The sequence below is a fragment of the Streptomyces sp. CA-179760 genome, from assembly GCF_050937045.1.
GTDB lineage: Bacteria > Actinomycetota > Actinomycetes > Streptomycetales > Streptomycetaceae > Streptomyces.
On the sequence record NZ_JBNJLZ010000001.1, the window covers coordinates 4,199,843 to 4,213,025 of the forward strand.

At 71.8% G+C, this 13,183-nt stretch carries 15 protein-coding genes; 8 read left to right on the forward strand and 7 right to left on the reverse strand.

Translation table 11 applies throughout. From position 1 onward, the window contains the following. Positions 1 to 47: 47 nt before the first annotated feature. The gene (locus ACQEV8_RS18690) at positions 48 to 914 is read left to right on the forward strand and encodes a helix-turn-helix domain-containing protein (protein ID WP_432961647.1); all 867 of its coding nucleotides are present in this window, start codon (positions 48 to 50) and stop codon (positions 912 to 914) included. A 465-nt stretch (positions 915 to 1,379) separates the two neighbouring features. On the opposite strand, the gene ACQEV8_RS18695 is transcribed toward ACQEV8_RS18690, so the two are convergent. Beyond that, entirely contained in the window at positions 1,380 to 1,775 is a 396-nt protein-coding gene (locus ACQEV8_RS18695; protein WP_432972791.1) for a RidA family protein, read from the reverse strand. 135 nt (positions 1,776 to 1,910) lie between these two features. Between ACQEV8_RS18695 and ACQEV8_RS18700 the strand changes: the two genes are divergently transcribed. Continuing rightward, complete coding sequence (locus ACQEV8_RS18700) at positions 1,911 to 2,963, forward strand: helix-turn-helix transcriptional regulator (protein WP_432961649.1); 1,053 nt, start codon at positions 1,911 to 1,913, stop codon at positions 2,961 to 2,963. 81 nt (positions 2,964 to 3,044) lie between these two features. On the opposite strand, the gene ACQEV8_RS18705 is transcribed toward ACQEV8_RS18700, so the two are convergent. From ACQEV8_RS18705 to ACQEV8_RS18720, 4 genes are all read right to left on the reverse strand, one after another. Next, positions 3,045 to 3,380, reverse strand: coding sequence for an amphi-Trp domain-containing protein (locus ACQEV8_RS18705; RefSeq protein ID WP_432961651.1), 336 nt, complete (start codon positions 3,378 to 3,380; stop codon positions 3,045 to 3,047). Positions 3,381 to 3,457: 77 nt separating this feature from the next. Next, positions 3,458 to 3,826 (reverse strand): nuclear transport factor 2 family protein, encoded by a 369-nt coding sequence (locus ACQEV8_RS18710; RefSeq protein ID WP_432961653.1) that lies wholly within the window; start codon positions 3,824 to 3,826, stop codon positions 3,458 to 3,460. Positions 3,827 to 3,859: 33 nt separating this feature from the next. Further along, complete coding sequence (locus ACQEV8_RS18715) at positions 3,860 to 4,453, reverse strand: hypothetical protein (RefSeq protein ID WP_432961655.1); 594 nt, start codon at positions 4,451 to 4,453, stop codon at positions 3,860 to 3,862. 184 nt (positions 4,454 to 4,637) lie between these two features. Further along, positions 4,638 to 5,414, reverse strand: coding sequence for a TetR/AcrR family transcriptional regulator (locus tag ACQEV8_RS18720; protein ID WP_432961657.1), 777 nt, complete (start codon positions 5,412 to 5,414; stop codon positions 4,638 to 4,640). A 99-nt stretch (positions 5,415 to 5,513) separates the two neighbouring features. Here ACQEV8_RS18720 and ACQEV8_RS18725 point away from each other — a divergent pair, with 99 nt between their 5' ends. Continuing rightward, positions 5,514 to 7,229, forward strand: coding sequence for a CocE/NonD family hydrolase (locus ACQEV8_RS18725; protein WP_432961659.1), 1,716 nt, complete (start codon positions 5,514 to 5,516; stop codon positions 7,227 to 7,229). A gap of 55 nt (positions 7,230 to 7,284) precedes the next feature. Then, on the forward strand, positions 7,285 to 7,902 hold the full coding sequence (locus tag ACQEV8_RS18730) for a LysE family translocator (RefSeq protein ID WP_432961661.1): 618 nt from the start codon (positions 7,285 to 7,287) through the stop codon (positions 7,900 to 7,902). Between the two features lie 15 nt (positions 7,903 to 7,917). Here ACQEV8_RS18730 and ACQEV8_RS18735 read toward each other — a convergent pair whose 3' ends face one another. Beyond that, positions 7,918 to 9,054 carry a M20 metallopeptidase family protein gene (locus ACQEV8_RS18735; RefSeq protein WP_432961663.1) on the reverse strand — a complete coding sequence of 379 codons (1,137 nt, stop codon included), beginning with the start codon at positions 9,052 to 9,054 and terminating at the stop codon, positions 7,918 to 7,920. Between the two features lie 308 nt (positions 9,055 to 9,362). Beyond that, positions 9,363 to 9,947, reverse strand: a complete 585-nt coding sequence (locus ACQEV8_RS18740; RefSeq protein ID WP_432961665.1) for a DUF7010 family protein — start codon at positions 9,945 to 9,947, stop codon at positions 9,363 to 9,365. Between the two features lie 338 nt (positions 9,948 to 10,285). Between ACQEV8_RS18740 and ACQEV8_RS18745 the strand changes: the two genes are divergently transcribed. The 4 genes from ACQEV8_RS18745 (at position 10,286) to ACQEV8_RS18760 (ending at position 13,174) form a co-directional block, all read left to right on the forward strand. Continuing rightward, positions 10,286 to 10,960 carry a glycoside hydrolase family 11 protein gene (locus tag ACQEV8_RS18745; RefSeq protein WP_432961667.1) on the forward strand — a complete coding sequence of 225 codons (675 nt, stop codon included), beginning with the start codon at positions 10,286 to 10,288 and terminating at the stop codon, positions 10,958 to 10,960. A gap of 2 nt (positions 10,961 to 10,962) precedes the next feature. Continuing rightward, positions 10,963 to 11,631: a polysaccharide deacetylase family protein gene (locus tag ACQEV8_RS18750; RefSeq protein ID WP_432961669.1), complete on the forward strand. Its 669-nt coding sequence runs from the start codon at positions 10,963 to 10,965 to the stop codon at positions 11,629 to 11,631. Positions 11,632 to 11,751: 120 nt separating this feature from the next. Then, positions 11,752 to 12,243 (forward strand): hypothetical protein, encoded by a 492-nt coding sequence (locus tag ACQEV8_RS18755; protein WP_432961671.1) that lies wholly within the window; start codon positions 11,752 to 11,754, stop codon positions 12,241 to 12,243. A 130-nt stretch (positions 12,244 to 12,373) separates the two neighbouring features. Beyond that, on the forward strand, positions 12,374 to 13,174 hold the full coding sequence (locus ACQEV8_RS18760) for an SAM-dependent methyltransferase (protein ID WP_432961673.1): 801 nt from the start codon (positions 12,374 to 12,376) through the stop codon (positions 13,172 to 13,174). Positions 13,175 to 13,183 lie beyond the last annotated feature (9 nt).

The following is a 13,183-nucleotide window of genomic DNA, read 5'->3' on the forward strand; positions in this document are numbered from 1 at the left end:
CTGGATTGAAGAAATGTTCCGTCCGGGCGGGCCCGTAGCATGGACGCATGCCAACTGCCATGCGCCGGCGCGTCGTTGCCCCGGTGTGGGAGGTCACGCGCCCGGCCCGGCCCGGCCGCGTACCCGGCGTCGTCCTGGCGGGGCTGCGCGCCTGCGGCCCGGCTCCGGTAGACCACCGGCTCGACCCGCACCCCGTGCTGACGCTGGCGCTGGCCTGTGGCGAGGCGGCGCTCGGCATCGACGAGTCGACGGGGCGGCAGCACCGCGGCAGCCTCGTCACCGGGCTCGGGTTCGGCGCCGGCGGTGCGGCGCGGGTGCGGGCGGCGAACGTCGAGTGGATGCAGGTGCGCCTGTCCCCCGCCATCGCGCGCTCCGTGCTGGGCGTGGGCCCCGCTGAGCTGGAGGGCTCCGTGGTGGCCCTGGACGACCTGTGGGGAGAGCGGCGGGCAGCCCGGCTGCGCGAGCGGCTGGCCCAGGGCGCCTCGTGGGAGGAACGCTTCGCGCTCGTCGAAGCGTTCCTCGCCCGGCTGTCCGCCGCGGGGCCCGCCATCGAGCCCGAGCTGGCCTGGGCCTGGGACCGTATCGTCGCCGGGCACGGCCAGGTGCGGGTCGAGGGGCTGGCCGACGAGCTGGGCTGGAGCCGCAAGCGCCTGTGGTCCCGCTTCCACGCGCAGCTCGGCCTGCCGCCCAAGCGCGCCGTGAAGCTCGTCCGTTTCGACTGGGCCGCCACCCGCCTGGCCGGCGGCCAGGAAGCGGCCAGGGTCGCGGCCGACTGCGGCTATGCCGACCAGTCGCATTTGCACCGGGACGTCGTGGCGTTCACCGGTGTGACCCCCGCGACCGTGGCCGGCCAGTCGCTCGTCGCGACGGCCGACCTGGCATGGGTGGACCACGTGCCGCGCCTCTGGGCATGAGGGGGCAATGCCCCGGCCTCACGTTTCGCGGGGCCGCACCGGCTTGAGCGTCCTGTCCGCCGGCATGAGGTGCTCGAGGGTCTTGGCGGCGGTCGGGCTGGAGCGGGTGTCGCAGGTTCGAATCCTGCCGGGGCACAGCCGGAAGGGCCGGCTCAGGAGGGGTTCCCTCCCGGGCCGGCCCTTCGTTGGCTTTCAGGTGCGCGCCACACGCGTGCCACACGCGTGCCACACGCGTGCCGCTGCTTGGAGGGGGAGGCCTGGTTCCGAGCAGGCATGGTCGTGGGGACGAGGGCCCAAGGCCCAGTGAGAGCATCACCAGCCTGAAGCCGACACGTCGAGATCAAGCGCCTGTTCCTCGCGTGACCGACCGAGCGGGGCGAGCGGGAGGGGTCCGTTGGCCCTCCGTGACGCGCTCGACCGGGTCGCCCCACCTGTCCGGCTCAGGTCGGGCCGCGGCCGCCCGGCTCACGCGACGGCGGTTCCCTCGAGTTCGATCAGCTGGCCGGGGATCGCCAGCCGTGCCACTCCGAGCATCGTGGTGGTCGGTGCCACCGCGGCGGTGCTCAGCCGTGCTGCCAGCACGCCGTAGTGCTGGAGGAGGAGATCGACGTCGGTCGTATAGACGTTGAGCCGGACGAGGTTCGTGAGAGACATGCCGGCCTCGCCGAGCACGGCCTCCACGTTGTCGATGCTCAGGGCCAACTGCGCCGCCATGTCGCCGTCGTGCTCGGGCTTGCCGTCGGCGCTCATCGCGGTCTGTCCCGAGATGTACAGGGTCCGGGTGTGCCCGGAGACGATCTCGCCCTGGTTGAATCCCATCTCCACGGACCACGTCACCGGGTTGACCGCCGTACGTTCCATTGCCACGTCAGCTCCATTCGATCGATGGGGAGTACGTACGCGCATCGGTTCGGTGGCCACCGGCTTTGATGTCGTGAGAGGAGCCTCCCAACAAATCATGACACCCTTGGTCATGTATTCCGTTAGCGTGCTCATATGCGTGCCGACCGGTTGGTCTCACTGGTGCTCCTGCTGCGTCAGCGCGGGCGGCTGACCGCGGACACACTGGCCCGCGAGCTGGAGGTGTCCACCCGCACGGTGCTGCGCGACATCGAGGCGCTGTCCGCGGCCGGCGTCCCGGTCTACGCCGAGCGTGGGCGGCACGGCGGATTCTCGCTGCTGCCCGGCTTCCGGACCGAGCTCACCGGGCTGAACCACGACGAGGCACTTGCCTTGCTGGCCGCCGGATCGACGCGCGGCGAGCAGGCATTCGGCCTCGGCTCGGCGCTCGCCTCGGCCATGCGGAAGGTGGTCGACGCGCTGCCCGAGAACCACCGGGCCACCGCGAGCGACGCGGCCCAGCGCTTTCTCGTCGATCCGGAGACCGACCTGCTCGCGCGCCGGCCGGCCACCGATGAGGTACCCGACACCACGATGGCCGAGGTCCGGCGCGCGGTGCTCGCCGGGCACAAGCTGCGCATCCACTACGTGGCCACGGGCCAGACACCACGGTGGCGCACGGTGGACCCGATCGGCCTGGTCACCGTGCGCGACCGGGGTTATCTGCTGGCCACGAGAGCCGGCACGGACCGCACCTACCGGCTGTCGCGGGTGCTGGCCGCCGAGGAGCTCCCTGAGACGGCAGAGCGACCGAACCGGGTCGATCTGGACCGGATCTGGCGGGAACGCTCCGCGCGGTTCCTCTCCGGCGGCGACCACATCTCCGTACTGGTCCGGGTGAACCCGGCGCGGCGGGAGGAGCTGCTGGACACCGCGCTGGCCGTGCGCGCGGAGGAGCCCGACACGGACGGCTGGCTGCGGCTGGAGGTGACCTTCCAGGATTCACGACACGCCGAATGGGCGCTGTGGCAGTTCAGCACGGACGCGGAAGCCCTGGCCCCGCAGTCGTTGCGCACCGCCCTGCGCAACCGCGCCATCGCGATCGCCGCCCGCTACGGCGACTCGCCCCCGCGGCAGGAGGCCGCCCCTGTGGTCACCCCCGTGGTCGCCCGAGTGGTCGGCCCCGGGGAGGGCCCCCGGATGGGCTGAATGTCCGACTCGGGCGCCGTCTCACCTTCCGTCGGCTCACCTCCCGTCGGCTCACCTTCCGTCGTCTCATCTTCCGTCGTCTCAGGGCTTCTTCGTGGCCGACCGCTTCGTGTTCTTGGCCTTGGCCTTGGTCCTGGTCCTGCTCGCGCCCGTCGTGGCCCGCGCCGCCGTGGCGGGAGGCTTCCGCTTCGGGGTGGTGGGCCACTTGAGTTCGATTTCCAGCTCGATCTCCCCGTTGTCGATCTCGACCTCCATCTCGCTCTGGAGGTCGTCGGGAATGCGGAGGCTCAGTGTTCCGGAGCTGAGGTCCAGCTCGGTGTCGCCGCCTTCGCGCAGGGCGGCTGCCAGTGCCGTGAGCTGGTCGGCCGCCTCGAGGCGTGTCAGCGAGCGCTTCTGCTCAAACTTGAGATCCGTCATGCGCGTCTCCGATCCGGCATGCGTGGCTCGACAACGCCCATTTTGGCGCCATGTGCGGGATCGGACATCCTGGGCGGTCAGGTGACTCGGTCTGCGTGACGGTGGGCCACCCTCCACTCGCCGCCCTCGCGGCGGTACGTCTGGGTGGCGCGCAAGGTGTAGGTGCGCGGCTCTCCGTCGACGGAGGCGGAGGTGTGTTCGAGGCCGACGGTGTAGGCCATGTCTCCGGACACGTCGTACGCCCGCAGTTCGAACTCGTACGACGTGCAGTCGGAGAAGCTCTTCGCGAGGGTGTCGAAGAGCCTGTCCAGTTCCCGCCGGCCGTAGGCGTCATGCCATGCCCCATGACGCTCACGGGCTCGTCGCGTGACCAGAGGGCCCGGCGGGGGGCCGCATCGCCGTTGTGCAGCGCGCGCTCCGCCTCGTACAGGGCGGTCCTGACCCACGCCAGGAAGTCGTCGCGGTCGGTCATGCCTTCATCATGCGCCCGCTGATCGGGGGGCGCCCCCTAGACGGCGCTTCCCGTACGCGAGGGTCAGTACGGCCAGCAGTGGGCCCCAGAGGATCAGGGGCGCGTAGCAGGCGTAGAACCAGGCCGTCTCCCAGCCGCCCGCCTCGCCGGGGTAGTTGGCGGGCAGGGCGTCGCCGCGGATCGTGGTGCCCAGGATCTGGGTGACGAGGATCAGGGCGGTACCGAGCGTGAGGACGGTGGCTGCGATGGCTGACGTGATGACCGTTGCCCTCATCGGCACTCGGCGGCCCCCGAGGAGCGGTATCCAGCGTGGGAAGACCTCGCCCCAGCGGGCGATCAGGCCGATCGCCGTGAACGCGAGGGCTTCGGAGAGGACCGACAGGAAGACGATGTACGCCTGCTCGCCGGGGCCGATTCCGTCGTCGAGTACGGCCGGCAGACGCCAGATGCCGGAGGGCAGGACGGTCAACGGTACGGCGTAGGCGAGTAGTTGTATGTGGCGAGGGACTCCGGCAGTGGGCTGGTGGGCCGCCTGCCATGCGGCGCGGAGTCGCCCCGGGCTGGGCGCTGTCGGGTTCTCGGCGTGCGGGAGCGGCTGCATGCGCGGTCCTCGGTTCGGGTGGGCTGGTGGCCGGCCGGGTTTCGGTCACGAGCGTCGCAGTCGCGGGGGCCGCCGAGGATCGGCCCGGGGGGGCCGAGTCGCCCCCGCCGTGCGGGGGATGGGTCATGCGCCCAGAGGATGGCGGCGAGGTGTCGGGGCTGCCGGAGGCCGCCCCCATTCGGGTTCAGTCCGTGCCGAGGCCGTCGATCAAGCGGTTGAGGAAGCGGGTGAAGGTGGCTTCGGGGGTCAGGGGGCGGGCGGGGGCCGCGAGGGCTTCGGCGAGCTCCGGGTGATGGCCGTCCGCGGCGACGGTCGCGAGGTAGCGGGCCTCGGCCGCGGCCCGGTCGGGGGAGCCGGCGGCCGCCGCCTGGGTGAGTTCGTGGGTGACGTGTCCGGCGACGAAGGCCGTGAGCTGGGCGAAGATCTCCAGCTTGGCCGCGCCGTCCAGGCCCGTGGGGCGCAGGGCGGCCAGGGCGTGTTCCAGGAAGGCCAGGGTGTTGGGGCCGAGGCTGCGGCGGGTGGAGAGAGCGGCGGGCAGCCAGGGGTGGCGCAGCATGTTGGACCGCTGGAGGTGGGCGATGGTCTTCAGGTCGGTGCGCCAGTCGCCGGTGAGGGCGGCCGAGACGGGCAGTTCGCCGCTGACGTGGTCGATCATCAGCTCCAGCAGCGTGTCCTTGTCGGGGGCGTAGCTGTAGAGCGACATGACTCCGGCGCCGACCTGGGCGGCGACGCGCCGCATGGTGACCGCTTCGAGGCCCTCGGCGTCCGCCAGGGCCACCGCGGCCGTCGTGATCGCTTCCCGGCTGAAGGCAGGCCTGCGGCCTCTGCGGGCCCTGGTCTGGGCCTCGGGCCGGGGCTGGGCCTCGGGCCGGGGCTGGGCCTCGGTTCGGGGCTGCTGGTGGTTCAGCCACAGCTGTTGCGGGTCGCGGCCCGGGCTGCCGGTGCCGTCCTCACGCGTCACGGTCTCCGCACTCCTGTTCACCGAGGGCCGCTGTCGTCGTCATCCAAGCATCCTCTATTCTCGTACAACGTACGGAAAATCGAGGAGGGGGAACCGACCATGGCTTCACGCACCCACGACCCCGCGGCACAGCCGGCCTGGACGCCGTCCGCCCGGAAGTTGCCGCTGTCCTCGCGGATGATGAGGGCGATCTGGCGCGGGCTTCCGGAGAAGCGGTACGACGTCGGGTGGGAGCCGGGGGTGGAGGTGCCGGCCGCCGACGGGAGTCCGCTGGTCACGGACCACTACTTCCCCCGTACGGACACGGGCGGCGATTTCCCCACCCTCCTGGTGCGCTCGCCGTACGGCAGGGGGCTGCCCTGGTCGCCGCAGTACGGCATGCTCTTCGCCGAGCAGGGCTTCCATGTGGTCCTGCAGAGCTGCCGCGGCACCGGCGGCTCGGGCGGGGTGTTCGATCTGTGGCGCAACGAGGCCGCCGACGGCCAGGCCACTGTGGCGTGGCTGCGCGAACAGCCCTGGTTCGACGGGACGCTGGGGACGATCGGCCCCAGCTACCTGGGGTATGTGCAGTGGGCCCTCGCCCTGGACCCGCCGCCGGAGCTGAAGGCGATGGTGGTGCAGGTCGGGCTGCACGACCCGTACGCCCTGTTCTACGCGGACGGTGCCCTGCGGCTGGAGAACGCCCTGCTCGTGGGCCTGGGCATGACGTACCAGCACCAGGGGATCATGCCCGTCGCCAAGGCGACGCTGCGGCTGCAGCGCCGTATGCGCGACATCGTCACCGCGCGGCCGCTGCGCGGGGCGTACACCACTGCTCTCGGGGACGTGCCGTGGCTGGACGACGTGATGACGCACCCGGACGCCGACGCCCCGTACTGGGACGGCGCGTCCCTGGCGCGGGCGGCCGAGAGGCTGAGCGTCCCGACGAGTCTGGTCTCCGGGTGGCACGACGCCCTGGCCGACCAGACCTTCGAGCAGTACGCCCGGCTGCGTGCGGCCGGATGCGACACCGCCCTGCTGGTCGGTCCCTGGACCCATACCTCCGCCATGCAGCAGGGCTGGCCCGAGGTCTTCGCCGAGAGCCTCGCGTGGCTGCGTGCGCACCTGTGCGGGGATGCCTCCGGGCTGCGTCCGACGCGGGTACGCGTGCACGTCGGTGGCCAGGAGGCATGGCGGGACCTCGACGACTGGCCGTCGCCCTCCTCCTCCCCCGTCACCACCTCCTGGGTTCCGGCTGCGGACGGGCGTCTCGGCCGGCGAGCTTTTACGGCTCCCACCGGCGGTACGGGGTCCGCGCCCGTGGCGTCCCTGCGCTACGACCCGGCCGGTCCGACGCCGTCCATCGGAGGTCAGCTGCTGTCCCGGACTGCCGGTGCCCGCGACAACGGTGCCCTGGAGAACCGGGAGGACGTGCTGACGTTCACCAGCCCGCCACTGGCCGAGGCCGTGGATGTCCTCGGTCCGGTCTGCGCCCGGCTGAGCGTCTCCACTGACACCGGGTACGCCGATGTCTTCAGCCGCCTGTGCGATGTGGACGCGCAGGGCCGCTCCACCAACGTGTGTGACGGACTGGCCCGGGTGGAGGCGGTGGGGGAAGAGCCCTCGGAGGTCACCGTGCCGATGAGCTCCACCGCCTACCGTTTCCCGGCCGGGCACCGGATCCGCTGGCAGCTCAGCGGGGGTGCGCATCCGCGGTACGCCCGCAATCCCGGGACCGGCAAGTCGGGAGCCGAGGCCGTCGACTTCGCGGCGACAGGCATCACGCTGCATGACGGCTCCGTGCTGGAGCTGCCCGGCGGGTCCCGGACCGTGTGAACGCCGGGGCGGCCACAGGATCGGCCGTTCGCATGCGGGTGCGACGATGGGCGGCATGTTCGTACAGCTGCTCGCGGCGGTCGGCGTGCTCGCCGTCCTGACGATGGTTCCCGGGCCGGACATGGCGGTCGTGACGAAGCGGGCGGTGGCCTGCGGCCGGCGGGACGGGCTGCGAACAATCGGCGGTATCACGGCCGGACTGCTCGTCTGGGGCTTGCTCACGGTGGTCGGGCTGGCGGCCGTCCTGGCGTCGTCCGCCACGGCCTACACCGTGGTCAAGCTGGTCGGGGCCGCGTATCTCGTCGTCCTCGGGGTCCAGTCGCTGCTCGGCAGCCGGAAGAAGCGGGCCCGTGAGCAAGGGGGAGCGGCGGCGCCGGCCGGTAATCCCTGGCGGACGGGGCTGATCAGCAACGTCTTCAACCCCAAGATCGCCGTCTTCTACACCGGCCTGCTGCCGACGCTCGCTCCCACCGGTCCGTCTCCCCACGCCGGTATGGCACTTCTGGTCCTGCTGCACGCGGGGCTCACCGTCGTCTGGCTCAGTGGCTATGTGGCGCTGCTGTCCAGGGCCCGCGCCTTCTTCGAACGGCTCGCCGTGCGCCGGGCCATGGACCGGATGACCGGAGTCGTCCTGATCGGCTTCGGCGTCAAGGTCGCGGGGACGCAGCCCTGACGGTCGGTGCGGATCTCAACGGGCCCGGTCCGCCAGCCACCCCGCCATCGCCCGTACCCCGGTGCCGATGGCCCGCTCGTCCGGGGCGAAGTCGGGGAAGTGGGGGTAGCCGGCGGTGATGGGGGTGCCCGGGGTGTGGACGCCGAGGAAGGTGTAGGTGCCGGGGACGCGGTCCAGGTAGAGGGCGTAGTCCTCGCCGCTGAAGGGCGGGAAAGCGGCATGGAGTTCGGCGACCGCGTCGCGGCCCAGCCGGTGGCGCAGGTGCTGGGCGAGAGCGCGGGCGTCGGGTTCCGGGCAGAGCAGGGCGGGGAACGGCTCGGCGGGGAAACGGACTTCGGTCCCGGGGTAGGACTCGGCCAGTCGGCGGATGTCCTCGCGTACCTCCGTGTACCGCTCCTGCGGCCAACAGCGGTAGGAGACGGTCACTTTGGTCTCCTGTGCCGACGCCCGGAGGGCCACGAAGCGGGCCAGCGGGCCGTCGGGGGTCTGGGCGTCGGCGACCATCCGCTCGATGTCCGCGGGTGTCTGCGGGGGCGTCACCGTGGCGAGCGCGCCGATCCCGGCGGCCAGTCGCCGCGCGGCGTCCGGTGCGTCCGGGCCCTGGAGGGTCACCTCCGCCTTGTCCTGACCCGGCATTCCAAAGCCCGGGGTCACCGCGAACCGGCCCACGGGGAAGGGCCCGCAGTGCAGCGCGTGGATCTCCTCGACGCGGGTGCGCTCCAGCACGCCCGCCTCGATCATGGCGCGGGCTCCGGAGAGGCTCTCCTCGGCGGGCTGGAAGAGGAACACCACCGTGCCGCTCAGGTGCCGCCGCAGCCGCGCCAGGACCTTCGCGACGCCGAGGGCCACGGTCGTGTGGATGTCGTGCCCGCAGAGGTGGGCCGCGGCCCGGCCGCCCCCGATGATGTCCTTGGGCGGTACCGCGTCCATGTCCGCCCGGTACGCGACCGTCCGGCCGGGACGCGCGCCGCGCAGGACGCCGACCACGCCGTGACCGCCCACTCCGGTGGTGACGGCCAGCCCGGCCGCCCGCAGTTCCCGGGCGACCACGCCGGCGGTACGACGCTCCTCCCCCGGCAGCTCGGGATTCCGGTGGAGGTCCCGCCTGAGACGGATCAGCCCGTCCTCCAGGCGCGCCACTGCGGCGTCCACCGGTCCTTGCCCCGACGGTCCTTGCCCCAGAGGCCCGCCGCGCCCACCGGCGGCGGCCGTCCCCGCGGTACCCCACGCCGTTCCCGCGCCGAGCGCTGCCGCCGTTCCGGCCAGCAGAGTACGTCGCGCGAGAGCGTGCTCCGTAGGACGCTTCACTGTTCCCCCTCGTGATCGTCGAGTGGTCGCCCCGCGAGCGGGAGACCCGTCCGTACACGATCACCGCAAGCGCATGCCGTCGCCCATCCGGCGAGCCACCGCTCGCGGGTGGGGAACACCCCCCCCAAGCCGACGGCCGGGCGGGATCGGGTTCAGCCCCGTACGGCCACGTGGTACGCCGAACCCCACAGCACGACCGCGCTGCCCAGGCCGACCACGATCCGTACGGTCTCGCCGGCGAAGCCCGCCGCGACGAGGACGAGGCCGGCGACCGCGACGGCGCTCAGCAGCGCCGCCGTCCACCGGTACTGCCACTGGTCGTACAGGCGGGCGAGCGGGAAGAAGTGCAGTCCCACGACGAGGGCGATGCCCGCCGGGATGACCTCGGGCCGGCCGGCGGCGTTGGACACGGCGATGACGGCGAACACGGCCACCAGCTCGATGGTGTTGACGATGCCGACGCCCCGCGTCCAGTTCGCCGGCAAGCTCACCGTCCGGGGCGAGGGCGCGGCACCCTTGCGGTAGCCCAGACAGAGCGCCACCACGGTGAGCAGCACGCCCCCGACCTCGATGCCCAGCGGGGCGGGGTCCGTCGCCGAACCGGCCCCCGAGGCCGCCGCGACGGCCCACACAAGGGCGAACACGGCGAGTACGAGGGTGCCACGGCGCCGCAGGGTACGGGTGAGCGCGAGACACTCGGCGTCCGTGGCGGACGGGACCGGCGGCGTGGTCGTCATGCGCGGAGGATACGTGGGCCGGCGGGGCTCAGTACCGGGGCGCAGTACCGGGGGCGCAGGCTGGCGGCCCGGACGATGATCCGGAAATTGTTCGAAAGATTCGAGTAGCGGAATCCTCAACTCCGGCCGGGACACCACTCCACCCCCCACCATCTCGGACCCACCCCAGGCCCAACCCGGCCTCGAACAGCGGATACACACCACACCCCTCCTCCGCCCTTCGACGAATCTTTCGCAACAACCACCGAAACCATTGACAGTTGACAGGGTCCGGCCAACACTCCCCGATGACAGAGCACCCCCGTCCACCCCACGAGGACGATGGAGGAAGCACGCCCATGAGCAACGCACCCAGCCGCTTACGGCTGCTCATCAGCGGTGTCTGCACGATGCTGCTGGTCGCGGCGGCCACCCTGGCCCTGCCGGGCACCGCCCACGCCGACACGGTCGTCACGAGGAACCAGACCGGCACCCACGACGGCTACTACTACTCGTTCTGGACCGACAGCCAGGGCACGGTCTCCATGAACCTGTCCGCCGGCGGCAGTTACAGCACGTCATGGCGGAACACCGGCAACTTCGTCGCCGGCAAGGGCTGGGCCACCGGCGCCCGCCGCAGCGTGACCTACTCCGGCACGTTCAACCCGTCCGGCAACTCGTATCTGACCCTCTACGGCTGGACGGCGAACCCGCTGATCGAGTACTACATCGTCGACAACTGGGGCACGTACCGGCCCACCGGAACGTACAAGGGCACCGTCACCAGCGACGGCGGCACGTACGACATCTACAAGACCACGCGCTACAACGCCCCCTCCGTCGAGGGCACCAAGACCTTCGACCAGTACTGGAGCGTGCGCCAGTCGAAGCGCACGGGCGGCACGATCACCACGGGCAACCACTTCGACGCCTGGGCCCGGGCCGGGATGCCCCTGGGCAACTTCAAGTACTACATGATCATGGCGACCGAGGGTTACCGGAGCAGCGGCAGCTCCAGCATCACGGTGCGCTGACGATGGCAGCCACAGCGCGCGTCGCGCTGCTCACCGCCCTCCTGACGGCAGCAGCCGCGTTCACCGTCACCACCGCCCCGGCGCAGGCCGCCGCCTGCAACGGCTACGTCGGACTCACCTTCGACGACGGCCCCTCCGGCAACACGACAAGACTGATCGCCGCGCTCCGGCAGAACGGACTGCGGGCCACGATGTTCAACCAGGGCCAGTACGCGGCCGCCAACCCGTCCCTGGTCCGGGCCCAGGTGTCCGCCGGCATGTGGGTGGGCAACCACAGCTACACCCACCCGCATCTGACCCGGCTCAGCCAGTCACAGATCGACTCGGAGATCTCCCGCACCCAGCAGGCCGTCGCGGCCGCGGGAGGCGGCACCCCGAGACTGTTCCGCCCGCCCTACGGCGAGACCAACGCGACGGTGAAGTCGATCGCGGCCCGGCACGGCCTGACCGAGATCATCTGGCAGGTCGACTCCCAGGACTGGAACGGCGCAAGCCCCGACGCGATCGTCCAGGCCGCCGCCCGCCTCACCAACGGCCAGATCATCCTCATGCACGACTGGTCCGCCAACACCCTCGCGGCCGTCCCCCGCATCGCCCAAGGCCTGGCTGCCCGGGGCCTGTGCGCGGGGATGATCTCCCCGCAGACGGGTCGAGCGGTGGCCCCCGGCTGAGGGCCTTTCAGGAACGGCGCGATGGCGGGCCCGGGCCATCGCGCCTCCCCGCAGCCAGGCCCACGTACTTGAGTACGCGTGCTCATGACGGACCCGCCCCGCCCCCGCGAGCCTGGGCGTATGAAGAATCGGGGAATGCTCACGGCCGGGACCGCACTCGTTCTCGGGGTGCCTGTCGCCGCTTGGGGACTGATGGGGCAGCAGGACCATGACGGGCTGCCGGCGAGTGAGCTCGACTACGCCTATCAGCCGTGGGGGATCGGGGACGGTGTCGCGGCGGTTGTCGGTGGGCTCGCGCTGGTGCTGGCGGGGGCCGGGGCCGCGGTGCTCGTACGGGCGGCGCGGGGTGGGGCGCTGGACCGGCGGTGGTGGGGGGTGCTCGGGCCGCTCGTGGTCGTGGGGCTCATGGCCGGTCTGGGGTGGAGGGTTCTGACCGCGGGGGTGGTCGGGGCCAACATCGGGGCCGGGATGCTGATCATCTTCGGTACGCCGGTCGCCGCCGGACTGCTGCTGTGGGCCGTGGGACGGGGCGTGTGGCTCGCGACGCGTGGGCACGGGGGCGGCGAGGGCGGAGCCGGGCGTCTGGGCGGGGTCTCGCCGCGCGGCGTGTGACCCGGCCAGGCCGGGTGGCCGAAACGGCATGGTGGTGAGTGGCGGGGAGCGGACAACCTCACTGTCCGGCCAGGAGATTCGCCTAGGTTGGTGAACCGGTCCCCCTTCCCCACCCTCAGGAGGTCCCGCCGTGCTCGACGACAGCCTGCGTGCCCGTATCGACACCTCCAAGCCGCACTCCGCCCGCTTCTGGAACTACTTCGTCGGCGGCAAGGACAACTACGAGGTCGACCGCGAGATCGGCGACCAGATCAAGTCGATCTTTCCGGGACTGGTCGACGTCGCGGTCACGAGCCGTCGCTTCCTGGGACGGGCCGTCCGGCATCTGGCCGAGGAGCAGGGCGTCCGGCAGTTCCTGGACATAGGCACCGGGTTGCCGACCGCCGACAACACTCATGAGGTCGCCCAGCGCGTCGCACCGGACGCCCGGATCGTGTACGTCGACAACGACCCCATCGTGCTGGCCCACGCCAACGCGCTGCTCACGAGCACGCCCGAGGGCGCGACCGCGTATCTGGACGCCGACCTGTACGACCCCGAGGCGGTCCTGGAGGCCGCGGCGGGCACGCTCGATCTGTCGCGGCCGGTCGGGCTGATGATCCTCAACACGCTGGGGCATGTCGCCGACTACGGGCAGGCGCGGGAGCTGGTGCGACGGCTGATGGCCGGTTTGCCGGCCGGCAGCCACCTGGTGATCAGCGACAGTACGGCCACGAGCGAGGGCATGATCGCGGCGTCGGAGGCGTACAACTCGAGTGGGGCGGTGCCGTACTACGTCCGGCCGGTTGCCGAGATCGCCGGATTCTTCGACGGGCTGGAGTTGGTGAGGCCGGGGGTGGTGCCGGTGACGGAGTGGCGGCCCGAGCCGTCCGGCGGGGTCGACGTCGACACGGCCGTGGACGCGTACTGCGGCGTGGGGCGCAAGCGGTAGCCGGTGCGT